24 protein-coding genes and 1 pseudogene are annotated in these 26,008 nt (G+C 53.8%); 14 read left to right on the top strand and 11 right to left on the bottom strand.

Going from position 1 to position 26,008, the window contains the following annotated elements; all coding sequences use genetic code 11:
- Positions 1–179 precede the first annotated feature (179 nt).
- From rpmH to QYC28_RS13115, 5 genes and pseudogenes are all read left to right on the top strand, one after another.
- On the top strand, positions 180–317 hold the full coding sequence (rpmH, locus tag QYC28_RS13135; protein ID WP_099799755.1) for a 50S ribosomal protein L34: 138 nt from the start codon (positions 180–182) through the stop codon (positions 315–317).
- Positions 317–586, top strand: a pseudogene (gene rnpA, locus QYC28_RS13130) (ribonuclease P protein component); the annotation flags it as partial. The gene rpmH and the pseudogene rnpA, both read left to right, overlap by 1 nt.
- Positions 587–658: 72 nt before the next feature.
- Positions 659–1,054: a PH domain-containing protein gene (locus tag QYC28_RS13125; protein WP_225901724.1), complete on the top strand. Its 396-nt coding sequence runs from the start codon at positions 659–661 to the stop codon at positions 1,052–1,054.
- 47 nt (positions 1,055–1,101) lie between these two features.
- Positions 1,102–2,307: a membrane protein insertase YidC gene (yidC, locus tag QYC28_RS13120; RefSeq protein ID WP_149821547.1), complete on the top strand. Its 1,206-nt coding sequence runs from the start codon at positions 1,102–1,104 to the stop codon at positions 2,305–2,307.
- 8 nt (positions 2,308–2,315) lie between these two features.
- Positions 2,316–2,852 (top strand): R3H domain-containing nucleic acid-binding protein, encoded by a 537-nt coding sequence (locus tag QYC28_RS13115; RefSeq protein ID WP_286626032.1) that lies wholly within the window; start codon positions 2,316–2,318, stop codon positions 2,850–2,852.
- On the opposite strand, the gene QYC28_RS13110 is transcribed toward QYC28_RS13115, so the two are convergent.
- Together QYC28_RS13110 and QYC28_RS13105 are read right to left on the bottom strand one after the other, a co-directional pair.
- Positions 2,799–3,683, bottom strand: coding sequence for a glutaminase (locus QYC28_RS13110; protein ID WP_149821543.1), 885 nt, complete (start codon positions 3,681–3,683; stop codon positions 2,799–2,801). The genes QYC28_RS13115 and QYC28_RS13110 overlap by 54 nt on opposite strands.
- 8 nt (positions 3,684–3,691) lie before the next feature.
- Entirely contained in the window at positions 3,692–5,680 is a 1,989-nt protein-coding gene (locus QYC28_RS13105) for an Rne/Rng family ribonuclease (protein WP_302679623.1), read from the bottom strand.
- 532 nt (positions 5,681–6,212) lie between these two features.
- Between QYC28_RS13105 and hpnH the strand changes: the two genes are divergently transcribed.
- Positions 6,213–7,223, top strand: a complete 1,011-nt coding sequence (gene hpnH / locus QYC28_RS13100) for an adenosyl-hopene transferase HpnH (RefSeq protein WP_149821539.1) — start codon at positions 6,213–6,215, stop codon at positions 7,221–7,223.
- Here hpnH and QYC28_RS13095 read toward each other — a convergent pair.
- The 4 genes from QYC28_RS13095 to rph all read right to left on the bottom strand — a co-directional run bounded on the left by QYC28_RS13095 (position 7,220) and on the right by rph (position 11,497).
- On the bottom strand, positions 7,220–8,371 hold the full coding sequence (locus tag QYC28_RS13095) for an ABC transporter substrate-binding protein (RefSeq protein WP_302679622.1): 1,152 nt from the start codon (positions 8,369–8,371) through the stop codon (positions 7,220–7,222). The genes hpnH and QYC28_RS13095 overlap by 4 nt on opposite strands.
- 91 nt (positions 8,372–8,462) lie before the next feature.
- The gene (locus tag QYC28_RS13090; protein ID WP_302679621.1) at positions 8,463–9,992 is read right to left on the bottom strand and encodes a YifB family Mg chelatase-like AAA ATPase; all 1,530 of its coding nucleotides are present in this window, start codon (positions 9,990–9,992) and stop codon (positions 8,463–8,465) included.
- Between the two features lie 172 nt (positions 9,993–10,164).
- Positions 10,165–10,776 carry a hypothetical protein gene (locus QYC28_RS13085; protein WP_149821533.1) on the bottom strand — a complete coding sequence of 204 codons (612 nt, stop codon included), beginning with the start codon at positions 10,774–10,776 and terminating at the stop codon, positions 10,165–10,167.
- The gene (gene rph, locus QYC28_RS13080) at positions 10,769–11,497 is read right to left on the bottom strand and encodes a ribonuclease PH (protein WP_149821531.1); all 729 of its coding nucleotides are present in this window, start codon (positions 11,495–11,497) and stop codon (positions 10,769–10,771) included. Before rph ends, QYC28_RS13085 begins: the two co-directional genes overlap by 8 nt.
- A 177-nt stretch (positions 11,498–11,674) precedes the next feature.
- On the opposite strand from rph, the gene QYC28_RS13075 reads away from it, so the two are divergent.
- The 3 genes from QYC28_RS13075 to QYC28_RS13065 are packed head-to-tail and all read left to right on the top strand — an operon-like array spanning position 11,675 to position 13,091.
- Positions 11,675–12,013, top strand: a complete 339-nt coding sequence (locus QYC28_RS13075) for a P-II family nitrogen regulator (protein ID WP_149821528.1) — start codon at positions 11,675–11,677, stop codon at positions 12,011–12,013.
- 6 nt (positions 12,014–12,019) lie between these two features.
- Complete coding sequence (locus QYC28_RS13070) at positions 12,020–12,880, top strand: shikimate dehydrogenase (RefSeq protein ID WP_149821526.1); 861 nt, start codon at positions 12,020–12,022, stop codon at positions 12,878–12,880.
- 1 nt (position 12,881) lies between these two features.
- Positions 12,882–13,091 (top strand): hypothetical protein, encoded by a 210-nt coding sequence (locus tag QYC28_RS13065; protein ID WP_149821524.1) that lies wholly within the window; start codon positions 12,882–12,884, stop codon positions 13,089–13,091.
- Here the strand turns inward: QYC28_RS13065 and QYC28_RS13060 are convergent.
- Genes QYC28_RS13060 through queG form a run of 3 tightly spaced genes read right to left on the bottom strand, consistent with a single transcriptional unit; the run spans position 13,057 to position 15,747 of the window.
- Entirely contained in the window at positions 13,057–13,827 is a 771-nt protein-coding gene (locus QYC28_RS13060) for a winged helix-turn-helix domain-containing protein (RefSeq protein ID WP_149821522.1), read from the bottom strand. The genes QYC28_RS13065 and QYC28_RS13060 overlap by 35 nt on opposite strands.
- A 55-nt stretch (positions 13,828–13,882) precedes the next feature.
- Positions 13,883–14,782 (bottom strand): vitamin K epoxide reductase family protein, encoded by a 900-nt coding sequence (locus tag QYC28_RS13055; RefSeq protein WP_286626026.1) that lies wholly within the window; start codon positions 14,780–14,782, stop codon positions 13,883–13,885.
- Between the two features lie 20 nt (positions 14,783–14,802).
- The gene (queG, locus tag QYC28_RS13050; protein ID WP_286649738.1) at positions 14,803–15,747 is read right to left on the bottom strand and encodes a tRNA epoxyqueuosine(34) reductase QueG; all 945 of its coding nucleotides are present in this window, start codon (positions 15,745–15,747) and stop codon (positions 14,803–14,805) included.
- Positions 15,748–15,825: 78 nt separating this feature from the next.
- On the opposite strand from queG, the gene purE reads away from it, so the two are divergent.
- The gene (purE, locus tag QYC28_RS13045) at positions 15,826–16,347 is read left to right on the top strand and encodes a 5-(carboxyamino)imidazole ribonucleotide mutase (protein ID WP_286668799.1); all 522 of its coding nucleotides are present in this window, start codon (positions 15,826–15,828) and stop codon (positions 16,345–16,347) included.
- Here the strand turns inward: purE and QYC28_RS13040 are convergent.
- The gene (locus tag QYC28_RS13040) at positions 16,322–17,026 is read right to left on the bottom strand and encodes a hypothetical protein (RefSeq protein ID WP_149821516.1); all 705 of its coding nucleotides are present in this window, start codon (positions 17,024–17,026) and stop codon (positions 16,322–16,324) included. The two genes, purE and QYC28_RS13040, sit on opposite strands and share 26 nt — an antisense overlap.
- A gap of 194 nt (positions 17,027–17,220) precedes the next feature.
- Between QYC28_RS13040 and QYC28_RS13035 the strand changes: the two genes are divergently transcribed.
- Genes QYC28_RS13035 through QYC28_RS13020 form a run of 4 tightly spaced genes read left to right on the top strand, consistent with a single transcriptional unit; the run spans position 17,221 to position 23,810 of the window.
- On the top strand, positions 17,221–19,452 hold the full coding sequence (locus QYC28_RS13035) for a bifunctional (p)ppGpp synthetase/guanosine-3',5'-bis(diphosphate) 3'-pyrophosphohydrolase (RefSeq protein ID WP_302679619.1): 2,232 nt from the start codon (positions 17,221–17,223) through the stop codon (positions 19,450–19,452).
- Positions 19,453–19,502: 50 nt separating this feature from the next.
- Complete coding sequence (locus tag QYC28_RS13030; RefSeq protein ID WP_286626022.1) at positions 19,503–21,542, top strand: putative PEP-binding protein; 2,040 nt, start codon at positions 19,503–19,505, stop codon at positions 21,540–21,542.
- Positions 21,543–21,576: 34 nt separating this feature from the next.
- On the top strand, positions 21,577–23,631 hold the full coding sequence (locus tag QYC28_RS13025; protein ID WP_302679617.1) for a protein kinase domain-containing protein: 2,055 nt from the start codon (positions 21,577–21,579) through the stop codon (positions 23,629–23,631).
- 26 nt (positions 23,632–23,657) lie between these two features.
- On the top strand, positions 23,658–23,810 hold the full coding sequence (locus tag QYC28_RS13020) for a hypothetical protein (RefSeq protein WP_190278116.1): 153 nt from the start codon (positions 23,658–23,660) through the stop codon (positions 23,808–23,810).
- Here QYC28_RS13020 and QYC28_RS13015 read toward each other — a convergent pair.
- Positions 23,807–25,957, bottom strand: a complete 2,151-nt coding sequence (locus tag QYC28_RS13015) for an HAD-IIB family hydrolase (protein WP_149821510.1) — start codon at positions 25,955–25,957, stop codon at positions 23,807–23,809. The two genes, QYC28_RS13020 and QYC28_RS13015, sit on opposite strands and share 4 nt — an antisense overlap.
- Positions 25,958–26,008: the final 51 nt, after the last annotated feature.

Genomic DNA, 26,008 nt, shown 5'->3' with positions numbered 1-26,008 from the left:
GCAAACCTCGTCCGTAGGATGTGAGCAATGATAGGCAACACGACCAAGACGGCAATAGCCCTGCAGGGCTACCGCTGCCTCACGGGAAGTGATACGATTGTAGATCGCTCTAACGACTGACTAGGGCGTGCCCCTTGGGGCAGTGTTTTTTCTGATCAACCATCATAACTGCAACAGCTATGACGCAACGTACACTGGGCGGCACTGTCCGCAAACGTAAACGCACCTCTGGGTTCCGGGCGCGCATGCGTACCAAATCGGGTCAGAACGTGATTAAGGCACGGCGGCGTAAAGGGCGGGCACGGCTGGCCGTCTAGTGTTGCCTCCTCAACATCGCCTGCGCGATCGCCATGATTTTGACCGCGTCTATCAACACAAAACTGCCCACCACGGCAAACTGGCCGTTCTTTGGCTGGCGCCCCAAGCCGTCAAGGCGGCACCACGGCTGGGCATTGTGGTCAGTAAAAAGGTGAGTAAGCGAGCCGTTGATCGCAACCGTTTGAAGCGGCAATGGCGACGGGTGATCCACCCACTCTTACCGCAGATCGCCGCAGGGTGGGATATGATTGTGGTAGTGCGTCAGGCGGCACTAAAAGTGAGTGACGAGGACTGTCGCGCTGAATTGACGCAGTTAATGGCCAAAGCAGGGGTACTGACGATGCCGGGAATTTCCGAAGACGTTTTCTACGAAGGCGGTCCCCATTGGGGTGACTTAGTGATCAACTTACTGTTGGGGCTAACGGTGATTTGTCTGCCCCTTACCGTTGGTGCCATTGTCCGTGCCCTTTGGCTGCGCTACCGCATTACAAATCGGCGGATTACGGTGATTGGCGGCTGGATGGGGCGCGATCGCTCCGATGTCATTTATAGCGAAATCACCAAAGTCGTCACCGTTCCTCGCGGCTGGGGCGCCTACGGTGATATGGTCGTCACCCTCAAAGATGGTAGCCGCTTAGAAATGCGCGCTGTCCCCCGCTTCCGTGAAATTTATGACTATATTTCTGCCAAATTGAGTCCCGCTGCCAAAAGTGTCAGTGGCGCGATTGGTTCTTAAGACCTAAGATAGTTCTGTTAACTGTTCACCCCTAATTGCAGGATTCCATGGATTTTGGTATCGGTTTCCTCTCCAACAATGTCATGCTGCCAATCCTTGACTTTTTCTATGGGATTGTGCCCAGCTATGGCCTTGCGATTGTGGCGCTGACACTGGTGGTGCGCTTTGCCGTCTATCCCCTCAGTGCGGGATCCATTCGCAATATGCGGCGCATGAAAGTGGTGCAGCCGATCATGCAAAAACGGATGCAGGAAATCCAACAGAAATACAAGGATAATCCTGCCGAACAGCAAAAGGCAATGGCAGAGGTCTATAGGGAGTTTGGTAATCCCTTGGCGGGGTGTTTTCCTCTGCTATTGCAGTTACCGATTCTCTTTGCTCTCTTTGCCACGCTCCGCGGATCACCCTTTGCTGATGTGAATTACCAGCTCAACCTGCAAATTGTTCCTCCTGATCAAACTGTCTTAGCCCAGCCCTTTGCCACTAAGCCGCAAAATATCTACGTTGATGAGGGCATCCACTTCCCCATTCAGGCGGTGGTTCCCAGCGGTACCAAGATTCCAGTGGGTCAAACGGTGGATCTCCAATTCCAAACCAAGGAGGGGAAACCCTTTAGTGAACTGGCCGCCGCCTATCCCAATAGTCACCTGCAACCCAAGTGGCAAATTATTCGCGGTCAAGAGCGGGCAACCATTGACAGTGAGGGGCATCTGCAAGCCCTGCAAGCCGGTGATGTAACGGTTCAGGGAACGATTCCGGGGATTGCGGCGGATAAAGGTTTCCTCTTTATCTCTGCCCTTGGCCATGTGGGTGCCATTGATCAAGGGGAACTCTTCATCACGCTGCCCGATGGCACACGCCAGTTTAATTGGGGCGCGATCCACTGGGATATCCTGATCATGATCCTTGGCTTTGGCGTCAGTCTCTACGTCAACCAGTTGCTCTCTGGCCAAGGCAGCAGCAATAACCCGCAGCAGCAAACCGTGAATCAATTGACACCGATCATCTTCTCTGGGATGTTTCTCTTTTTCCCATTGCCGGCAGGGGTGCTGCTCTATATGCTAATCGCCAACATCTTCCAGACGGTGCAGACCTTTATTCTTCAACAGGAGCCGCTGCCAGAGAACCTGCAGAAACTCGTGGAGGAGCAGGAGCGGGCTGAAGCCATTAAAAATCGGGCGGCTCTTCCCTTTGAGGGCAAGGGGGCTAAAAGTGCCAAGGCCACTAAAGCCAAGCGTCATCCATCAAGTTGAGGGGAGGCATGACCGCTGATCCAATTGCTGCGGGGTGTGCGTGGCTGGAACAGGCACTTGCTCTAGCAGGCTTTAAGACAACCGTTTCTGTGGTCGAGTCTCCGTTGGCAGGTGTGGTGCCGGGGCACTGGCTAGAGATCGATCGCCAGTCCCTGAGTGCTGCGCAAATTGAATCCCTGCTGGCCAACAATGCCCAAGCTCTCGATGCGTTGCAATATCTGCTCAATGCCACGTTGAATTTGGGGCGATCGCGGCAGGAGCAAACGGCTTTTACCCTAGAATTGGCGGGCTATCGCCGCGCCCGTTATCGCCAGTTGCAGGAGATTGCCCATCAGGTGGCTGCCCAAGTCCTCGACACCGGTAAACCCGTTGAAATTCGCTCCCTGTCAGCGGCAGAGCGGCGTGTTGTTCATAGCCTCATTAAGGTAGAGAGCGATCGCCTTGAAACCTTTAGTTATGGAGAGGAACCGGATCGCCGCTTGGTGGTGCAGTTAGCTCAAGGGACTGAGGCCGAAGTGGCGGCTGATGCGCTGGAGCAGGTATAGACCTAAAATCGAGTTGCCACTGGGATCAAGGGGTGGGCTGTAGCAGGCGATCGCCCCCTGTCGCGGCACAATGGCCAAAATCACACCGCTGACACCCGATTTCACAGGCAAGCCAATCTCTAGGGCATAGCGGGGGGAGTCCTCGTAGAGGCCACAGGTGAGCATAAGCACATTCACCTGCTGACGATGGCGATCGCTCACCTTGTCATGGGGCAGTGCCAACAGGAGACCCAAGCGCGCCACTTCCTCAATCGTTCCTTGGAAACAGCACACCTGATTGTAGATCTCAAGGGCAACCCCGGCATCGGCAATGCGTCCAGACTCCACTAAAAAGTGGGCAAGGGTGCGATTTTGCCAGTTGGGATGGCGATAAACGGCTGCTAACACCTCTTGATCCACCTGCAACTGCGTACCCGCACACTCATTGAGCCAAGTCTGAAAGACCGCAACACCGCCAACATGAGCCAATTGGCTAGCAAGGGCGATCGCTCCACTATTAATCATGGGATTGCGCGGCCACCCCTGATCAAGGGTTAACTGCAACACAGAGTTATAGGGGTAATCTGAGGGGCGCTGTCCCACCCACGTCCACACCTGCTCCTGCCACAGCGTTAAGGCATACAGCAGCAAGAAGGGCTTAATTGCGCTCATTAAGGGAAAGCGCAAATTGGAACGCCCAAGGGTAAACTGGTGCTTTGGGGTAACAAGGGCAAAGGCAAAGGCTTCAGACCCCACCCGCGGTAGCCGTTGAAGGGGTTCCCCCTGAGGAAGTTCTGCCGATGCAGCCTTGAGCCACTCTTGGATGAGGGCAGGGTCTAGATCCCCCAACATTGCTGAGCCTAAGTATTGGCATCGAGGGAGAGCTGCTCGCTAGTGGTGACCCGTCGCCGCCGCCGCCGACCTGCGGGCACGGAGGCCTCTGGAGTGGATGCTTCCCCGCCGGATTCAGACTCGGTCGTGACTTCTGACTCACTGGTATTGAGCAGCGTGGTGGCCGCAATCGGCTCGACATTAATCGTGCTAACCACAGAGGAGGGCGGCTCATCAGCAGTCTCTGGGATATCCTCAGGCATTCCCTCACTGACGGGTCGCGCGGTTTTCTGGGGCAGGGGTAGGGGGTCTTGGCCGGGGCGTGCCACCATCACAATCGTTCCCCGCGGATTCTTCACCTCTTCAGAGTGCAGCACAAGGGGTGAAATTCCCATTTCCGCATAGACTGCCTGCTCTTGATCCGTCATTGTTACGGTAATCACCTCCGCTGGTTCAGAGCGGCTAGGACGGGCAGGGCGCGGCGGACGGCTCTCCACTTTGACCACTGGCGGCGGCGCCGTTTCTGTAGGCATGGTAATCACCTTGCGGCCATTGCCATTTTCGGAGGTACGGCGAGGACTGCGTGGGGCTGGTGGATGACTACTGCGGGAAGCACGCGGGCGAATACCCCCCACCGCTTGATAGTCAGGGTGGTTAATGAGTTGGGTCTCTAGGCTGCTACTGGCAAAGCCATTGGGTTCAGTGCGGGATTCTAAACTGCGGCGTGGCTCCGGTGGACGCGGCATGGGCGATCGCTCGACAATTTCGCCGGGGCTATCCTCCGGTTCACCGGGTAAATGCACCAAGTGACCCAAGCCCCCACAGGCACTACAGGGACGGCCAAAAAGTTCATAGATATTTTGCCCTTGGCGTTTGCGGGTCAATTCCACCAGCCCCAGTTCTGAGAGTTGAGCAATTTGGGGGCGAGCTTTATCAGCACGCAGGGCTTTACTAAAGTGCTCCAGCAGTTGCAACTGGTCGCGGCGGGAATCCATGTCAATAAAATCCACAATGATCACGCCAGCAATATTGCGCAGTCGCAGTTGGCGAGCAATCTCCGTAGCCGCTTCGCAGTTTGTCCACAGCACTGTTTCCCGCGAGGTGGCTGAACTGGTGAATGAACCGGAGTTCACATCAATGACCGTCAGTGCCTCTGTCGGTTGAATGATGATATAGCCACCGGAGGGCAAATCCACACGGGGTTTCAGGGCCTCACGAATGGCAGCATTCACCCGAAAGTAATCCAAAATGGGAATGGGTTCTTGGTGATAGTCAATGAGAACCCCCACCGGCTTATTGACATTCCAGTTTTTCAGGTGCTGTTTGACCCGTTTGACCCCATCGGGCGTATCCACCACAATGCGGTTGACATCACTGCTATAGACATCCCGCAAGACTTTTTGGATAAAGTCATCATCGCGCCCCAGAAGCTGGGGAGGACGGCTGGAGGCCGCCTGCTGTTGGATCGTTTCCCACTGCCGTTGCAGGAGTTCCAAATCCTCAAGAATGGCCTCTTCGGAGACACCCTCGGCCTCTGTGCGCACTAGTAGCCCCATGCCAGCAGGTTTGACCAAAATGCCTAGGGCACGTAGCCGATGCCGTTCCGCTTCATTGGTAATCCGTCGCGATAGATTCACCCCCCGACCATAGGGCATCAGTACAAGATAGCGTCCGGGCAACGAAATATTTCCGGTCAGCCGTGGCCCCTTGGTGCCCGTGGGTTCCTTCATGACCTGAACCAGCACTTTTTGCTGCGGTGCGAGCAATTCCGTGATTGCTCCAGCCGTTCGCTTCAGGCGCAATGGGCCAAGGTCAGTGACATGGATAAAGCCATTACGGGAGGCATCCCCCAAGTTGACAAAGGCAGCATCAATGCCCGGTAGGACATTTTCAACCACCCCAAGGTAGATGTCCCCCACCTGATGGGTGCCCGTGGCCACGATTAATTCTTGAATTTGATCTTCGGCAAAGACCGCCGCTAGCCGATGTTCCTCGGCAATAATAATTTGCTTAGGCATTCATTATCCTTAGAATTTCTTAACAAAATAAACGTCAGCATGAATGGGCTAAAGGCATCTAGCACAGTGTTGAGCCACTCTTGCCCCTGTAAGGGACGTGTGCAAGTTTGGCTTTAAGATGGTTGGGAAAAGGGTTCCTGTAGAGGTGGGTTGGCATTGGAACGCGGAACGCAACTCTGGTGATACCTAAAAAGCTCTGCACGACTTGCAGAAGGAAAAGATGTCACCCCATGCCAGCCTTGATGAAAGTCTATGCTTAACCTTTGGTCTCTTAGGTTATGGAGGTTAAGCAAAAGGGATTTTTCTACAGTACCTCTAATGGTCTCTGATTATAGGTATCTCTGTCAAGATTGGCTAGGGGATTTTGCAAAAATTTTCACTGTCGCTGCCGCTAGCTTCGTGAGCACGAGCATAGTGTGCCACTTTGCAAACCTGATAGGACACTTTGGCGATCGCCCACAAAGCTGCTACAACTATAAACATCTATTAAGCGTCTTGGCTAGAAAATTAGCCACATTGAGGAGAATTGCCCATGGGAGTCCACATCAAGCAGGCAGTGGAAGTCGCGACCTATATCATCTCACAACGCCTACAGGGCAAAAAGCGCTTTCCCCTCACCTTGATGCTTGAGCCTCTCTTTCGCTGTAATCTAGCCTGCTCGGGCTGCGGTAAAATTCAGCATCCCCTTGAAGTCCTGCGCAAATATCTCACCCCAGAGGAATGCTTCCGCGCCGTTGAAGAATGTGGTGCACCGATTGTTGCCATTCCCGGTGGGGAACCCCTGCTGCACCCGCAAATTGATGAAATTGTCAGTGGCTTGGTGGCACGGCGGAAGTTTGTTTATCTGTGCACCAACGGTATTCTCCTAGAGGAAAATCTCCACAAATTCAAGCCCTCCCCCTACTTTAGCTTCAGCGTTCACCTCGATGGTCTGCGGGAGTGGCACGACAAATGCGTGGATCGCAAAGGGGTCTTTGATATTGCGGTGAAAGCGATTAAAGCGGCTAAAGCCAAGGGCTTCCGTGTCACCACCAATACGACAATTTTTGAAGGGGTGGATCCTAAGGAAATGCAGGAATTCTTTGATTTCGTGAGTTCCCTAGGGGTGGATGGCATGATGATCTCGCCGGGCTACGCCTATGAGTGGGCACCGGATCAGGAGCACTTCCTCAAGCGGGAGCAAACCCGTGCCCTCTTCCGTGAAATCCTTGCCCCTTACCGTGCGGGTCAGAAGAAGTGGAACTTTAACCACAATCCCCTGTTCCTTGATTTCCTTGTGGGTGAAAAGGACTATGAGTGTACCCCTTGGGGCATGCCCAGCTATAGTGTGTTGGGTTGGCAGAAACCCTGCTATCTCCTCAATGAAGGGCATTACAAGACTTGGAAGGAACTGATTGAAAATACGGAGTGGGAGAAGTATGGCCACAAAAGTGGCAATCCCAAGTGCCGTGACTGCATGGTGCACTGTGGTTATGAGGCCACTGCTGCCATGGATGCCTTTAACCCAGCCAATATGGTCAAGGCGGCGGGCAGTCTCTTCTAACGCGGGCGCATCAGTTGCCAACGTTGCTCTGCGGTTTCTGCTGCGGCTTGCGGGGTTGATTTGCCAAGGAGAACGCTTTCGATCGCTCGCCCAAGGGTTTGGGAAAAGCGGGTATAACCACGGAAGTTGGGACGTGCCTGAGCAGCGGCCATCTGATCTAGAAAAACACGAAGCGCGGGTTGCTGTGCCACAAAGGCCTGATAGCGATCGTTGGTACGCACCCGTTCATTCACGGGCAAATACCCTGTGCCCAAAGCCCACTCCGTTTGAAATTCTTCACTGAGAACGTAGTCCAAAAAGGCTAGAGCAGCCTCTTCCCGTTGCGGTGTTGAGCGAAAGACAAAGAGATTTTCGCCCCCCAGTGCGGTTGCGGCGGTTTTGAGGGCAGGCATGGGTAGAACGCCAAAATCCACCCCCGACTGTTGGAGTTGCGCCAACGTCCAAGGCCCTGTAATTTGCATCGCCACCTCGCCACGAATCAATTGATCCAGTTCATAACCACGTTCCGGGGCAGAGAGTGTCGCTAAGCCCTCCTGCCGCAGACGTTGCCAAAAGTCAAGAGCCGCGATCGCGGGGGGTGTGTCAATGTGGGCGCTTTCTGGTGTGTCTCCGAGACTGCCACCCGCACTCCAAAAAAAGGGCAACCAAGTAAAGACGGCAAATTCCCCTTGGCCAAGGGCAAGGAGTAGCGGGGTGATGCCCTGTGCCTTTAGGGTTTGGCTGACCTGCTCTAATTCCTGCCATGTGCTGGGTAGTGTTTTCACACCAGCGGCAGCCAATAAACTGGGACGATAAAAAATTCCAAGGTTGTTGGTGGCAAAGGGAATAGACCAGTAATGGTTGCCGTAGCGCATTGTTGGTATCAGGGCAGGACTAACTTGATCGCGGTAGGGGGAAGCTTGCCACCAGTCATCAAGGGGACGCAAAGCACCCAGATCAACAAACTGCCCCGTGATCGTGGGGTTATACCAGAGCAGATCTGGTGCGGCATTGCCCACCACTGCGGCCAGAATTTTCGGTAACTGCTGGTCGGGTTGGCCAACGTAGAGAGCTTGGACATGAATCTGGGGATGGCGGGCGTTGAAGCGATCCACAAGACGCTGGAGGATCACGCGGTTGGCGGGTGGGTTGACCCCATGCCAAAACACGAGTTGAATGGGCTTCGTAGATTGGGTTGCCGTTGTACAGCCGATAAGCAGGAGAGCTAAGCAACCCAGCAGCAGCGCAAACCAGCCGCGTCTATTGCAGGCGATCGAGCATGCGGTATTGAATCGCTTCGGCCACGTGAGCAGCGGCAATCGTTTCACAGTCGGCCAGATCAGCAATGGTACGGGCTACTTTTAGGATACGGTCTGTGGCGCGTGCCGAGAGTCCCAGTTGGGCGATCGCCCGTTCTAAGAGATTAGTCGAAGCCTCATCCAAACGACACCACTGGCGCAGATGGCGGCTTTGCATTTGGGCGTTGCAGTGGAGAGTGGGTTCTTGAGCGAATCGCTGTTGGGCGCGTTGGCGTGCCGCCAAGACCCGCTGCCGTACCGTGGCTGAATCTTCCCCTAGGGTTTGGCGGGTCATTTCTTCGGGCTTGAGGCGGCTGACACTCACTTGCAGATCAATGCGATCCAGCAGGGGGCCAGAGAGCTTTGCCCAATACTGTTCTCGCTGGCGCGGCGAGCAGGTACAGGGTTGCACTGGATCGCCATAGTAACCACAGGGGCAGGGATTGGTGCTGGCCACGAGGGTAAATTGCGCCGGGAAAACGACGGATTGGCGGGTGCGGGCAATGGTGACTTGGCCATCCTCAAGGGGCTGCCGCAAAAACTCCAACACATCCCGCTTGAATTCCGTTAATTCATCAAGAAAGAGCACCCCCCGATGGGCAAGGGAGATTTCGCCGGGGCGCGGATAACTGCCACCCCCCACAAGGGCAGGGCCAGAGGCAGAGTGGTGAGGACTCCGAAAAGGGGGTTCTTGGAGCAATTGGCCGCGTTCTTTGAGCAGTCCAGCCACGGAGTGAATTTTGGTGACTTCAAGGGCTTCCTCAAAGGTCAAGGGCGGCAAGATTGTGGGTAACCGCCGCGCCAACATCGTTTTACCACTCCCCGGTGGCCCGACAAAGATGAGATTGTGCCCGCCCGCAGCCGCAATTTCGAGGGCACGCCGCGCTTGATACTGCCCCTTCACGTCCTTGAGGTCGAGGCTAAAACGGGGAGAGGGTGGAGCATGGTAACTCAGAGAATTGGCTGCTGGCGATCGCGAGCTGGGGTCATTCAAAAAGGCTGCGACTTCGGCGAGGGTGTGGCAACCATAGACCTTGAGCCCCTGCACCACCGCTGCTTCCGTCACATTGGCCATGGACACCACGAGACCGGTCATGCCTTGGGCTTGCGCCGCAACGGCGATCGCCAGTACCCCGGCCACGGGTTGTAACGTGCCATCGAGGGACACTTCGCCGAGAAAGAGATGATCGCCGAGTAAATCCGTTGAAACCTGTCCTGAAGCGGCTAGGATGCCAATGCTAATAGGGAGATCAAAGCTGGGGCCTTCCTTACGTAAATCGGCGGGGGTGAGATTAACCACAATGCGCCGCATTGGGAAGCTAAAACCGGCATTGCGAATCGCCGCCTTAACGCGCTCCCGTGCCTCTTGCACACCCGCATCAGGCAGGCCCACCACCACAATCCCCGGTAAGCCGCCAGAAACATCTACTTCGACGCCGACGGGAATCGCGTCAATTCCTAGAACGGCAGCACTCCAAACCCGTGCCAGCATAGCCTCAAAATCAGAAAGAGCACCGACGACTGGCCGTGTTTCGTCTCGGTGCCCTTAACTGGTTCGCTCCTCACACACTTAATGACCTTAGCAGATGTATCGCTAATTTGTCACCATTGCATAGGATTTTTCATGAAGTTTATTTGCAAAACCCCAATTTCTGTGTCCAGTCTTAGCGCAAACTCCCTAAGGTATGCCGCCAAGCCAACTCTTTGTTGATAATTTCGAGCGATCGCCGTTCAGTTCCACTGAACAGTGGCGTAATGGTTTCCAGAATTTGCCCCAACAAGGGTGCAGCATAATTTCCCGTTGAGCGCAACAAATGGGCATAGTAGCGAAACTGAGCTTGGCCTTGGGCACTGCGATGGAAGGCAAGCACCTCTGCGCTTGTCAGCTGCCAAACAGGGGTATTTACTGGTACCACGAGCCTTGGTATCCCCTGCTGGCCATAGAGGCGATCCTCAGTAGTCACCAAATGACCAATGAGGGCAATCCACAGCAGTGTACGGGTTTCACTGACCAAATCTGGACTGAGAAAGGTGTCGGCATTGGTGGTGAGGCGGGGGCTGATTGGAGGAAACTGGGGATTGAATAGTTGGGAATTGTAAATGACGCCAACCGCCCAGTGGCGCTGCTCATCCTCTAGCTTGACAAAGCGACCAAACCCATAGTCTTCTGGGGCGGGGGGGTGGGGCACATCCAAGCGATCCACCAGTTGCGCCACATAATCGCAGTGGGAGTTGGACTTGACGATGTGTCCGAGGTAAATGGCCTGCTCACTCATAGCTTGCGGCTAAGACGTGCTGTTGAATCTCAATGAGTTCTTGAATCCCTTGGCTGGCGACATCGAGAAGGCGATCGAGGGTTGGCCGATCAAAGGAACCGATCTCTGCTGTACCTTGAACCTCAATGAACTGACCATTGGCCGTCATCACGACATTGAAGTCCACACTGGCCGCCACATCCTCAGCGTAGCTCAAATCCAAATAGGGGTCACCATCAATCAGCCCCACGGAGACTGCGGCCACCTGATGACACAGGGGAGATTCACTGAGTACCCCTTGCTGAAGTAGGGCACTAAGGGCATCCACAAGGGCAATGTAGCCCCCTGTAATCGCTAGCGATCGCGTGCCAGCATCGGCTTGGAGCACATCGGCATCCACAATCAGTGTGCGCTCTCCCAATAGGGATAGGTTCAAGGCCGAGCGTAAGCTGCGACCAATCAGGCGTTGAATTTCTTGGGTGCGCCCAGAGAGTTTGAGAAATTCTCGCTCTTGCCGTGGCCGCGTTGCACTGGGTAGCATGCGGTACTCCGCTGTCAGCCAGCCTTGGCCTGTGCCTTCTAAAAACTTGGGTACGCCTTCCTTGAGACTAACAGTGCACAACACTTGCGTTTGCCCCGCTTGGGCGAGTACCGATCCTAAGGCAAATTGGGTGAAATGCCGCTGAAACTGGTGCGATCGCAATTCCTGTGGTTGACGGCCATCGGGTCGCTGCCACCCCATGCTTGATCCCCTCTTAATCTCCTTCCCTATTAGAGCTTATTTTCTGGAGCCAGCGCGAGACCTTGCCATTGGGCGATCGCCCGAGGATTGGAGATAATGTAGTTATTGCTACACGCTATACTCTTTTGCCAATGCTAAATAAAGATTAGCCCGTTGCCATAAAGAAGGAGTTTGACATTGAAAAAGGTAGAAGCCATTATTCGTCCCTTCAAGCTGGATGAAGTCAAGATCGCCCTTGTCAATGCGGGTATTGTCGGCATGACCGTCTCCGAAGTACGCGGCTTTGGGCGGCAAAAGGGGCAAACGGAACGGTACCGTGGTTCAGAATACACGGTGGAATTTTTACAAAAGTTAAAAGTTGAGATTGTCGTTGAAGACAGTCAAGTAGACATGGTCGTGGCGAAAATTATTGAGGCTGCCCGCACGGGGGAAATTGGCGACGGCAAAATTTTTGTGACGCCCGTTGAGCAGGTCATTCGCATCCGCACCAGCGAAAAAGATCACGAGGCAGTCTAGGAGCGGATGCCGAAGATCTCTGGCCACACCCAGCTTCTGGGGGTGATTGGCGACCCGATTGCCCACACCCTCTCACCGGCAATGCACAATGCCGCGCTGGAGCATTTGGGGTTGAACTATGTCTATGTGCCCTTTGGGGTGAAGTCACAGCAGTTGGGGGTGGCGATCGCTGGCCTCGATGCCCTGAATGTCGTTGGCTTTAATGTCACCATTCCCCACAAAGAAACCATCCTTCCCTATTTGGCGGATGTCAGCGACCTCGCACAGCAGGTGGGGGCAGTCAACACTGTCTATCGCAGTGAAAAGGGTTGGGTGGGTACCAATACTGATGTGCATGGTTTCTTGGCACCACTGCGGCAACAGTCCTACCCGTGGTCAGAGATTGCCGTTTTAGTCTTGGGCTATGGGGGTGCCGCGCGAGCCGTGGTCACTGCCTGTTATGACTTGGGCTGTCGGCAGATCTATATCAGTGGTCGCCAAGGGGAACGGCTAGAGGCCTTTGTTGCCAGTTGGCCACAGATCACGCTCCATCCCCTCCCATGGTCAGAGCGGGCCACTTGTTTGGAGAACGTTAGCCTTGTGGTCAATACCACCCCCATTGGCATGAGTCCCCATACTAGCGCCACCCCCCTCACAGCCGAGGATTTGGCAAAATTGCCCGCCACCGCCATTGTCTATGACCTCATCTACAAACCTCGCCCCACCCTTCTTTTGCAATTAGCGATGGCACGGGGACTGCAAACCTTCGACGGCCTTGCCATGCTTCTCCATCAGGGAGCCGCAGCCTTGGAGTACTGGATTGGCCAACCCGCACCTACTGCCATCATGGCCACTGCCCTTGAAACTGCCCTAGGGAGGGAGAAATAACATGACACCTTGGCTGTCAGAACTGACGTGGTTATCGGTGATTTTCCTTGTGTCACTGTTGATTTCCCTAGGGATTAAATTTATTGCCCCCCTCTATCCCCTGCCGCCAAATTTGGGGCTAATTACTTTACTGCTCTTTTTACCGGCAGCTTTGATGGGGATTGTTTTACTGAGGCTCAACCAAAACGATAACCAAAACCGCGCACCGTAAGAATGTACTGGGGATGGCTAGGGTCGGTTTCAATTTTCTCCCGCAGCCAGCGGATGTGGACATCAACGGTTTTGCTATCACCAATAAAGTCATGCCCCCACACCTGATCCAATAACTGCTCCCGTGGCCAAACACGGCGGGGGTGGCGCATAAATAGCTCAAGCAGTTTGTATTCTTTGGGGGAGAGATTGATTTCCTCGCCCCGCAGGGTTACGCGGCATTCTTGGGGATAGAGGCAGAGATCGCGAAAGCGCAGAACCGTTGGCACCGTAGCCTGTTGAATTTGCGTCCGCCGTAATAGGGCACGACAGCGCGCCAGCATCTCCCGCATGCCAAAGGGCTTGGCCAAGTAGTCATCGGCACCAATTTCAAGGCCAACCACTCGATCAATTTCACTGCCTTTGGCACTGATCATGAGAATGGGAACTGTACAGCCTTCACGGCGAATTAAGCGGCATAGGTCTAATCCATTGATGCCCGGCAGCATGACATCTAGGATGATCAAATTCACCTCTGCCTTTTCAGGATTAGTATCCGTCAAGAGATAGGTATTAATGAGATTGAGAGCCTCATAACCATCACTGGCCACAAGGGTATGGTAGCCTTCCTCCTGCAAAGCAAGGACAAGGGTTTCCCGAATCAGGTCTTCATCTTCAACCACTAAAATGTTGGCAAGGGCAGGTGGTGTGGCAAAAGGAGCCTTGGCGGGTTCGGCGACTGTATCAATAGAAAGCATAAAAAACCTGCGTAGTGCCCGGTTGGCTTCATTCTATCACTGCCGTTCCTTGCCCCTATTGGTTCTTGAAGTTCATCGGGCCTGTGTATTGGCTGAGTTGACTGAGTTCGCTTAGCGATCGCGTGCCGGAGTAAAGCTGATCGTTGATTTCCCATGTGGGATAGCCCTGAATTCCCTTGGCACGGCAGCGTTCCACTTGGGGATTGGCACCATTGGGGTCACATTCAACATAGTTGAGTTCCCGTACTGCCTGCTTACCAAAGAGTTCCTTTTGATCGTGGCAGTGGCTACACCAATAGGCACCATACATAACCGCTCCCACTTGGGTGAGATGGCGAGCAAGGGCCATTTCCGCCGCACCTGAGGTATTGACGATGGGGATGCCAGGACCCTCAGGGTTAGCCATGCGGGCATTATAGATGCCAAAGACGGCCACCAGCGTAATCACAACAGTAATCACGCCATTGAAAAAGAGTTGGCCGCGATCGCTCCATTCACGACCAATAATCGTCAAGATTAAAAATGTAAAGCTAAAGACGGCTGAGGCAATGCAATAGGGACAAGTGGCCTTAATCTCTGTAACCAAGATATACATGAGGTAACTGCTGAAGCTGGCCATGGCCGTTGCCCCCAGAAAGAGCAAAAGCCAAGTGGTGTTTTCAGCATTGCGGCGGAGTTCTTTTTGCTGCGGCTGGTTCAACAACAGGGGCAGGGCCGCCAACGACAGCATTCCCGTGTAGGCGACAAAGCCAATGAGGGAGAGGGGAATACCAAACACGGTTGCCCAAGGACTATTGAGGACAATGTCACAGCCATCGGTGGGACAAGTGACCTCTTGATTGGTCAGCTTGGCGATCGTCAGGTAAGCGGTCACCACCATGCCAGCGAGGGCAACCCCGCCAATCAACCACCGTGACCAACGATGAATCCAAGGGGTGGAGCGTCGTCGAACCATAGGTGAGCCTCCGCATTGAATCATTTTTCATCATACCGATTGGCAGACAGCACCGCTTGGGCATTGCGGCGCCATTGGGCGAGTTTAATTCGCCGTAGGGCAGAACCACGGGTGAGTTCATCCCATGCTACATCGCTGAGGGTGGCGAGTTCCTCTGGAGAAGTCTTCAAGAGGGGCGATCGCGGGGCAAAGTCGGCCACATCCGTGGGTTGAGCAAAGCGTTGATTCCAAGGACACACCTCTTGGCAAATGTCACAGCCGGCAACCCAGCCTTCTAAATGAGCAGCAATGGCGGGGGGAATTTCCGGGGCACGGCTTTCGATCGTGTGGTAGGCAATGCAGCGGTTGGCATCCACCACATAGGGTTCAACAATGGCGCCGGTGGGACAGGCGGCCAAGCAACGGGTACAGGTGCCGCAGTGATTGGTGTGGGGGCGATCGCCCGGCAACTCCAACGTGGTAATTAACTCTCCCAAAAAAATCCAGGAGCCATACTGCCGCGAAATGATATTACTGTGCTTGCCAATCCAGCCAATTCCCGCCTGCTCCGCCCACACTTTGTCCTGTACCGGGCCTGTATCCACATACCAACGGTAGTCCATCTCAGGTACCTGCGACTGCAGCCATTGGCCTAGGGCTTGCAAGCGTTTTCCCAGAACCCGGTGGTAATCCCGTCCCCACCCATAGCGGGCAATTTTCACCTTGGGGGGTGGCTCTGGATCAGGCTGATAGTAATTGAGGGCAACGGAAATCACTGATTGCGCTCCCGGCAGGACGGCTTGAATCTCCTGTCGCCGCGGGTTGGCCATCCACGCCATCTCCCCTTGGAAGCCTTGGGCTAACCAGCGTTGTAGGGCAGCTACCCCAGAAGGATGGTCATCGGTATAGGTGCGCAAATCCACAATCCCCACCCGATGGAACCCCAACTGATGGGCAAATTGCTTAATCGCAGCAGCAGTAATCATAGAGAAATAATATCTCGCTCCTGTGAAAAGGGCTGTAGGATGAGGTTGCACCGTTTGCTGAGGGAGTAGGAAAGAGGGATGTCAGAGATGCCGCTGGTTGCCATTGTCATGGGCAGTGATTCGGATTTGCCAACCATGCAGGGGGCGATCGCCATCTGTGAACGCTTTGGCATTCCCCATGAAGTGGCGATTCTCTCAGCTCACCGCACGCCTCTTGCCATGGTCGAGTTTGCCCAAAATGCCCATCAGCGGGGTCTGAAAGTCATTATTGCGGGTGCCGGTGGCGCTGCTCACTTGCCCGGCATGATTGCTTCCTTAACCCCCCTACCCGTGATTGGCGTACCTGTACCGAGCCGCCATTTGCAGGGGCTGGACTCCCTCTACTCCATTGTGCAGATGCCAGCTGGAATTCCCGTGGCGACGGTTGCCATTGGCAATGCTCAAAATGCAGGTCTATTGGCCGTTCAACTATTGGCCAGTCACGATCCAGAGCTGCTGGAGCAAGTGATTGCCTATCGTCAAGAGTTGGCCGCCGCTGTGACCGCCAAGAATCAAAAACTGCAAACACTGGGGGCTAGCGCTTATCTGCAACAGCAGTAATCTCTGATTCAGGTTCTAGGGACGAACCCGAGAGTCTTGCCTTTTGCAGATCCTGTCTAAAGAGGGGGAGAATACGGCGACATTGATCCACAAAACTCACTAACCATGTTTCCAACTGCTGCTGTTGAGTTGGGTTCACAAGAGTCTTCCCAGTCCCTAACGACCCGTGGTAGGTGATGTAGCCATCATCGGTAACAACAAAATCAGCAAACCAACTACTAGAAGGGCGGCAGGCTCGCCAGTAATTCGCGACGATGACTTTGCCAAGGTATTTTTGGGCTAATTCACTGACGCGGTTCAAGTGATCGAGGGCTTGAGCCACCGTTAAAGATGGCTGCTCTTTGACAGGGATGACTGACTCCCTAGGCGCAGCTTGAGGACTCTCAGAGGGGCAGTCCATACCCAAAATCCGCCATAGTTTTTCCTCAAGGCTTTTTAATTGCATCTGTCGGTGAGGCTCCTCATTCCCCTCGTTGCTGAGGGAGCGGTGGAGGCGCACAATCATCTCTACAGCTGCTAATTCTGAGGGGGCAAGGGATTCTAGGCGATTTAGAATATCGTTCCCGCGATCGCCCACTGCTTTCTCTAAACTTTGACCGGCGAGGGCAAAAATATCGCTTCCTTGATTGAGTAAACGCAGAATGTAGTGCCGTGTCATTGGTGTGAGTGAGACCCCCACGATACGCTTCCCCCTTGCTGATTAAAGTCCTTAATTTTTATGTTAAAGGAGATCAAAATTGAACAATCCCTAGCTGTAAAACTTGAGAGGGTTTAGGAACGTCTTTACGATCAGGATGCGCGCGATAGGCATGAAATTGAACTAGAATGTACGTACTCGAATTCACTGTGCTGCTTTCCCGATCGCCTGCTGCTATGAACGCTTTTGCACCTAGCTTGCCGACTGATATTGAATTACCCGATTGGTTAGCGACGTGCCTGCGAAATCCAGAGCCTGAGAATGGGGATGATTTGGTCTGTCGAGCGTTTCAATTTGCTTACGACTTACACCAAGGACAGCGACGGGCGTCTGGGGAACCCTACATTGCCCATCCTGTGGCAGTGGCGAGTATTCTGCGGGATCTAGGCGGCGGGCCTGCTCTTTTGGCCGCGGGGTTTCTCCACGATGTGATTGAGGATACCGCTGTTACGGCAGAGGAGCTAGAAGCCAATTTTGGTGCCGAGGTGCGGCGACTGGTGGAGGGGGTCACTAAGCTCTCGAAGTTTAACTTCTCCAGTAAGACGGAGCGGCAAGCGGAAAGTTTCCGACGCATGTTTTTGGCGATGGCACAGGATATTCGGGTCATCGTTGTCAAGCTGGCCGATCGCCTGCATAATATGCGCACCCTAGAGTATCTACCGGAAGATCGCCGCCGTGCCATTGCCCAAGAAACCCGTGATGTCTTTGCCCCCTTGGCCAATCGCTTGGGGATTTGGCGGATCAAGTGGGAGCTAGAGGATTTAGCCTTTAAGTATTTAGAGCCAGAAGCCTACCGCCGCATTCAGGAACTGGTGGCGGAAAAACGCGCTAATCGCGAGGCACAACTGCAGCAGGCGATTCAAATTCTCTATGACCGCTTATCGGGAATGGGCTTTGGATACTTAGAAATTAGTGGCCGTCCCAAACACCTCTATAGCATCTATCAAAAAATGATGCGGCAGCAAAAAGAATTCCATGAAATCTATGATGTGGCGGGCATTCGCATTCTGGTGGCCACAAAGGATGAGTGCTATCGTGCCCTTGCGGTCGTCCATGACTGTTTCCTTTCTGTGCCAGGGCGGTTCAAGGACTACATCAGCTTGCCCAAACCCAACCAGTATCAATCGCTGCACACGGTGGTTATTGGTCTTGGGGGGCGCCCCTTGGAGGTGCAAATTCGCACATTGGCCATGCACCATGTCTCTGAGTATGGGATTGCCGCCCACTGGAAGTATAAAGAAACAGGTCATTCCTTGCCGCAACAGTGGAGTGCCCACGATCAAAAATTCACTTGGCTACGACAACTACTGGATTGGCAAAATGACCTCAAGGATGCCCAAGAATATCTCGATAGCATTCGCGATGATCTCTTTGATAAGGAGGTCTATGTCTTTACGCCCCAAGGGGACGTCCTTGCCCTGCAACAGGGGGCGACGCCCCTCGACTTTGCCTACCATATTCACACCGATGTCGGGAATCACTGTGCTGGGGCACGGGTGAATGGTCGGATAGTGCCCTTGGATACACCACTGCGCAATGGCGACATTGTTGAGATCATCACCCAGAAAACTGCCCACCCCAGTTTGGACTGGTTGAACTTTGTTAAAACCACAACGGCACGCAATCGTATTCGGCAGTGGTACAAGCGATCGCGCCGCGATGAAAACCTGCAGCGGGGACGGGAATTACTGGAGAAGGAACTGGGCAAAGCGGGTCTAGAAGCCCTTCTGAAGTCACCGCAGATGCAACAGGTGGCAGAGCGCAGCAACTACCAAAGTGTCGATGATTTAGTGGCCGCCTTGGGCTATGGCGAAATTACGCTGAATCTGGTGGTGAATCGGCTGCGGGCAATTACCCTAGCGCGTCCAGAGACAACCCCACCGGAACTGCCTTCAGAATCTGCCCCTGTTAACCGTGTACCCGCCAGCACGAAACCCAGTGATTCCCCGATTCTTGGAGTGGAGGGCTTGGTTTATCACATTGCTGGCTGCTGTTGTCCTGTGCCCGATGAACCGATTATTGGCGTGGTGACGCTGGGGAGTCGGGGTATTTCAATTCATCGTCAGGGCTGTAGCAACCTAGAGTCGGTGTCGAGCGATCGCCTGATTCCCGTGAGTTGGAACACAAAAGTCAATCAACGCCGTCCCCAAACCTACCCTGTGGATGTGCAAATTGAGGTGATTGATCGCGTTGGTATTCTTAAGGATATTTTGACCCGTTTAACTGATAATCAAATTAATGTGCGACGAGCCAATGTCCACACAGATCCGGGACGCACAGCGATTATTGATTTGTGTATTGATATTGTGAATGCAAAGCAGTTGGATCATCTCTTGGCGCAAATTAGAAAAATCACTGATGTCCTCAACATTCGTCGCCGTCAGCACACGGAAGTGAGTTCTCCCTAGGTCGGATCGTCCGCTCCCAAACCCCCAAGGACGATTAAGGAAACGCATTTGTGACATCACTCCTTCTGGAATCCCTACAACAGTACCCAGCGGAAGCCCTTTCCCCAACATTGGTTGCCCTGCAAGAGGCGCAAAAAATCTTGCCACCGCCCCATCCTGTCTGGCTGATTTCCACCAGTGTCTGGCAACAGTTACGCTCTGGCGTCATTCCCCTGTGGCAAGCGGCCTGCGATCGCTGGCAAGAGGTGCCCCCCAATGCGGCGGATTTCAGGGCACTGGCACTGGAAATGACCCATGAATTACCCCCTTTGGATGTGGGGGAATTAGAAACAATTTTTGCTGCTTGTCATCACTTTTGGCAACAACAGGGGGGAGAGAGTCATCTTGTTCTCACCACCTATCTTTGGCAGGAAGCGGTGGACTTACCTTGGGGGCTAGGCCGTGGAACCGTGTTACATCATCCCAGTTTACCCCTGTGTCATCAGGCGCTCGAAGCGGCCTTTGCGGCTCTTGTTGAAGCCAAGAATCTCTATACCTATTGGCAGCAGGGATGGGATTTTTGTCGGCTCAAAGTAGTGATTTTACTCTACCCTCTGAGTACCATTGTTGCCTCAGGCTGGTGGACAGGGAGTGATCCAACATTCCAGGCGATCGCCAGCGGTGTGACGCTCCCCCATCACGGCATTCCTTTGCCCCCAAGGGGAATTGAGCTGACGCCCGCAGAGGAACAATACTTGCAGCAGGCCTGTCGCGGGTCGGCGTCCCATCTCTGGGTTTGGCATCGCAGTCAGACACAGGTTTGGTGGGGACAGTGTTTGCCAGAGCCTCTGCCGCTGGCGCCCTTGCCGCAGGCCGTGGAGCGCACCCTCATAGCTGAAGGGCTACCCGCTGCGCCGGGGCAGGCGATCGCCCCTGCCCTTGTGGTTACAGACCCCTGTGCTCCTGCGGCTGTTGCTGGGCAGATCTTGGTGAGCAAAAGTATTCCGCCCCACTGGTTGCCCCTCGTGAGTGCTGCGGTTGGTGTGATTTGTGAGCAGGGGGGCTTAACCAGTCATGGTGCCATTCTGGCGCGGGAATTGGGACGGCCAGCGGTGGTCGGTGTGGTAAATGCGACTCAGCAGATTAGTTCAGGAATGACGCTGTTTCTAGATGGTCATCGGGGGTCTATCTATCAACTGCCCCCAGAGCCATTGCCCGTGGTGGCGACCCCCTCGCCGCAAACGCCCTCACTCCCGACGGTCAAGCGGTTGCCGTTGCAGGTCATGGTAAATGTCAGTCAAGTCAGTGCCCTGCGGGTATTGCGATCGCTCCCCTGTGATGGCATTGGTCTATTGCGCTCAGAGTTGATGTTGTTGGCCTTTTTGGATCATCGCCATCCCTGTCATTGGTTAGAACATGGAGAAGCAGAGGAATTGCGCGATCGCTGGGTACAGCACCTCTGTGAATTTATGCGGGCGATCGCCCCCCGTCCCCTCTTTTATCGCACATTGGATTTACGGCCAGCCGACTATCGCCAACTCTTGGGGGGACATCAGTTTGAACCCGCAACGGATTGGGGACTGCGAGGGGTGAGTCGCTATCCCCATTGTCCAGAGCTATTTCATTTGGAACTGTCAGCACTGGCGATCGCCCACCGCTTAGAAGCCTGCCCGCTGCGCATTATCCTTCCCTTTGTCCGCAGTGTCAGTGAAGTGGTCTATTGTCAAAAGACTCTTGCACAGCATGGTTTGACAGCCAAGGCGGGTGTGGAACTGTGGGTGATGGCCGAAGTGCCTGCTGTTCTATTTTTACTGTCTGATCTGGCCAACCTTGGCGTTGCTGGCATTACGATTGGCACCAATGATCTGACCCAACTGCTGTTGGGCATTGATCGCGAAACCACACTGCCAGACTTCAATGAAGACCATCCCGCTGTGAAAAAGGCGATCGCCCAATTGATTCAACAGGCCAAAGCCCATCACTTAAGATGCCATCTATGCGGCGAAGCCCCCGCTCGCTATCCCCATTGGCTGCCGTGGTTAATTGATTTGGGGATTGACGGCATTTCTGTGGGTCCTGAGGTTGTCACCCAAGTGTTGGATCAGTTTTAATCGTGAATAAATTGGTGCTTCTTGATGTAAAATCATGCTTATCTACTGCACCCGCCCCCAGTGTTCCTATCCCCACAATGACCTGCCTGAACTAGAGGGGGATGTGTTGGTGGATACCATTAGCCAAAAGTACTGCGCCAACTGCGGCATGCCCTTGATTTTGCGGGGGCGCTATGTTGCCCAACAGTTGTTGGGACAAGGGGGCTTTGGTATTACTTACCTAGGGCGGGATTTGGATACGCCCGCCAAGCGCCAATGTGTGATCAAACAGCTCCAAGTGGAAACCTCAAATCCAGCCCTCTTGCAAAAAGCAGAAAGTTTATTCAAGCGAGAAGCACGACTCCTAGAAAAGTTGGGGGAACATCCCCAAATTCCTACCTTATTTGCCTTCTTTCAGGAGCGGGTGAGCAGCAGCACAGGCGAAGCAGAACAAAACTATTTTTATCTGGTTCAAGAATTTATTGATGGCGATACGCTTGAGTGTGAACTTGCCCATCGCGGTTATCTGAGTGAAGAGGAAGTTCGTGAGGTCTTGAAAGAGCTCCTACCTGTTTTGCAGTACATTCATGATCAAGGAGCCATTCATCGAGACATTAAGCCAGCAAACATTATTCGCCAATCGGCAAAGAACAGTAAATTTCCGGGGCAGCGTCGCCTTTACCTCATTGACTTTGGTGCAGTCAAGGAGATTTCCCGTGTTACCGAAGTTGCGAAGGGGCATACAAAAATTTATACAGCGCATTATGCCGCACCAGAACAAGTCAGAGGTGAGCAGGTTTTTCCGAGTTCCGATCTGTACGCCCTAGCAGTGACCTGTATTGTCTTACTCACGGGCAAAGATCCCAAGGAATTGTTTGATAACTACCATCACACTTGGAATTGGCAAAAGTATGTCCAAATCACACCAACGTTTCGCGATGTTTTGGCAAAGATGCTGGCTGTTGCACCCAGCGATCGCTATCAATCGGCCAAAGAAGTAGAACTTGCCCTAGCGGATGCAAAGACAGAAACAAGAAAAGCGTTAGAGACGCAGGTGCTAGAAACAACAGTGGTTACTGAGGAGTCTCCACCACCTCACTTAGCGCCGTCGGTCAACTGGCTGCTTGAGAAGTACAACAGTCGTTTGCATAGCGATTGGTTAGAGCTGCAAAACTATGGAACACCGGTTCGTCCTGCAGGTTCTCAAAGGGAGGGTGCCATTTTTACTGAGTGTGCTGCTCATCCCAGCTATTTAGTAATCACAGATGTCAATCAACAGTCCTGGCTTATTCCCTTGCACAAGGGGGAATTCGATCCTTACCTATTTCGGCGAACGTTGCCCCAGCACCCCAGTGAAAAGTCAGGGCAATTGCTGAGGCCAGCACGGGTTGAACGGCAGGATCAACATTGGCGGATGATTGAGGCAGGCAGTATTGTCCATGAACCGGTTGTCACACCCCTACCCCTCTCTACCACGCCTACAGGACAACCCTTCTCTGGGACTCAACCAGTACCCACAGCTCAGTCATCATTCGCACCGTGGCTCATTCTCGGCTCACTTGTGATTGCCTTTGGGAGTATGTTGGCAGCGATGGCTGTAATTTTGCTGTCGAACCGCCTAGAACCCCGCCCTCCCTCCCTAGCCAATTCCCCTACCGAAGTCGCAGAAACTCCTGACCAATCGCTACCTATTGAATCTCCGTTGCCAACTCCAGAAACTGTTTCTACGCCCACACCCCCTGCAAGTGCTAGCGAACGCGTCCTACTTGACCCGGAACTGCTCCCTGATCCCAGCCTTTTTGTTGAAAATTACTATGCTCTGATTAACGCTGGCAATTACGAGGCAGCGTGGTATCGATTGACCAGTTCTTTCCAAAATGATGCCTCAGCGCACCCCAACGGCTATGGTTCATACATCGATTGGTGGACTAAAGTGCAGTACGTTGATGTTTATAGTACTGAAGTTGTCGGTTTAACTTCAGGTAGAGCCGTTGTTGATGCAAATCTTCACTACGTAATGAACTCTGGTCAAGATTTTTATCAAACGCTACGCTTTACTTTAGTCAATGTTGGTGGCGAATGGCTAATTCAAAGAACCCAAGCGCTCTAGCGTGCTAGGGTGGGAGTCACTGGCTGATGCACGATGGCACGGAGTTCAACCCAGCAATGCAGAGCAATCCCCAACTCAATCCCACGCGACAACCGACAGTGGAGGCACTGGCTCAGATTCTTGCCAATTACCGCGCCAAGGGCATTTCTAGTTTGACGTTATCGCAGGCTTTTTGTTAGAAGCCATAGTGTTCAATCGCTTCGAGAATCCCTTGGGCATAGTGACCTTGGGCAAAGTAAATATGGGGGCGATCGCGCAACTTTTCCAATTCCGGACTGTGATTGCCCACAACAACAGCAAGGGTATTCCCCGTCAGCATTTGCTCGTCATTGCCAGAGTCCCCAGCCACCAACAGTTTGTCCAGAGGATAGCCCCACTTGAGGGCAAGATAGCGCAGAGCATCGCCTTTGGAGGCACGCAGGGGCAAAATATCCAAAAACTGATTATGGGAAAAAATGGGACGACAATGGAGCTTTTGCTGTCGCAGTAAACGCAAGACCGGGGTAATGCTGGGGAGAACCGCAGTGTCCACGTTGTAGCTAATTTTGTGGGAGCGTTGATTTTCTGGGGGTTGCAGCGTCAGGCCTGCCACATCGGCGAGGGTGTCTCTGACCCGTTGGGGTTCCCAGCGATAGCTAATGTGCTGCTGCCAACTGGTGTCGGGAACCAAGTGAGGGCCATAGTGAATTTCACTGCCCACGGACGTAATTAAAACATCGGGAATCGGCACGCCCCATTCATGGAGGACCTCTAGGGTAATTTCGAGATGACGCCCCGTTGCCACCCCAAAGCCCATTTCAGGACGGCGTTGCAGAAGCGTTAAGAGTCGCTCAAGGGCAGGGCGATCGCCAATCAAGGTATTGTCAATATCACTAATCAACAGGCGTTCGAGGGTGAGCAGGCGGTTCCGTGTCAGCGTCGTTGGCAGTTTATTACTCTGGTACTGAGCCGGTTGGCGTTGCACACTCAACACGGGCAAGACTGATTTTTCCGCCAGTTGAGCAAGGGCGTGCAGATACATCTCCACATGACTGCGCCAAGAGTAGTGGGCTTGTACCCCCTTCAGGCCATTGTCTGCCCAAGTCTGCCACTGGCTGTCACTCTGAAAGGCTTGATGCAGGGCACTGCGAATGGCTTCTAGATCAAGGGCATCAAAGAGCAACCCATTGCGACAGTGACGGAGAATCTCCTGCGGCCCACCATCCGCTGTGGCCAAAATCGGTAATCCACAGGCAGCCGCTTCAATGAGCGTCAGGCCAAAGGGTTCGGTCAGTGCAGGGTTGATAAAGACCCCCCGTTGCTGGGCGGCTAAACGGTAAAGATCGGGGACTTCATCGCTGGTGTGGGTTTTCGGATAGGCGACTTTGCCATAGAGGTCATAGCGATCGACCAGCAAAAAGAGTTCGGTCAACACTTGGCGAGGGCTGGCCTCCATCTTGCTAATATCGGTGCGATTGCCGAGCACTAAGACCAGATTCGCTCGCTCCTGTAAAAAGGGATCAGTGCCATAGACATTGAGCAACGCAGCCACGTTCTTGCGCGGTACTGGCCGGGAGAGGCAAAAGATAAAGGGCTTTTCCGGTTCGACTAAAAAGCGACGCAATTCCTTGCGAAACGGCAAATCCGCTGGCACAGGCGCTGGATAGAAACGGCGGGTATCTACCCCCGGCGGAATGACGGCCATCCGTGCCGGATCGTATTGATCGTAGAGGCGATACTGCTCTTCGACCTCCTGATGGGTACTGGCAATAATGAGTGCGGCACTGGCAAGGGTTTGCTCCTCGGCTTCAATGCGAGTCGTAAAGTGAAACTGCTCCTCAATGGCATCGGGCTTACTACCCTGGGCAAGGAGTCGCTGTCGCTTGACCCGGCCGAGGGAATGCCCAGTGTGCACAAGGGGAACCCCCAACCAACCGGCAACACGGCAGCCCACATAACCGGCATCGGCATAGTGACTGTGGATCACATCGGGCATGCGGCCACTTTGGCGGAGATGGCGCAACAGTTCATCGGCAAATACGTCTAAATAGGGCCAAAGCACCTCCTTGCGCAAATAGCGGCGAGGACCACAGGCCAGACGGACAATGCGGGCGCGATCGCCAATTCGCTCAATGGGCTGGGCATAGTCGGGACTGACCTTGGCATCGGGAATCAGACGAGTGACCAAATCCACCTGCGCCACCCGAGGATGGGCTGCAAGGGTTTTTGCCAGTTCCACCACATAGCGCGTTTGTCCTCCCGTATCGGCATCTCGTCCTAGTTCAAGGCGATTGCCCCGAATCAAACCATGAATACTGATGAGGACAATGTATAATCCCTCTTGCATAGCCGCTCCCTTACTTGGTGCACTACAACCCAATTGGGGGTCATCCTCACC

Source organism: Thermosynechococcus sp. HY596 (assembly GCF_030518715.1).
In the GTDB taxonomy this organism is placed as follows: Bacteria; Cyanobacteriota; Cyanobacteriia; order Thermosynechococcales; family Thermosynechococcaceae; genus Thermosynechococcus.
The sequence above is the reverse complement of the archived record's forward strand: the minus strand, read 5'-3'. Positions and strand labels throughout refer to the sequence as shown.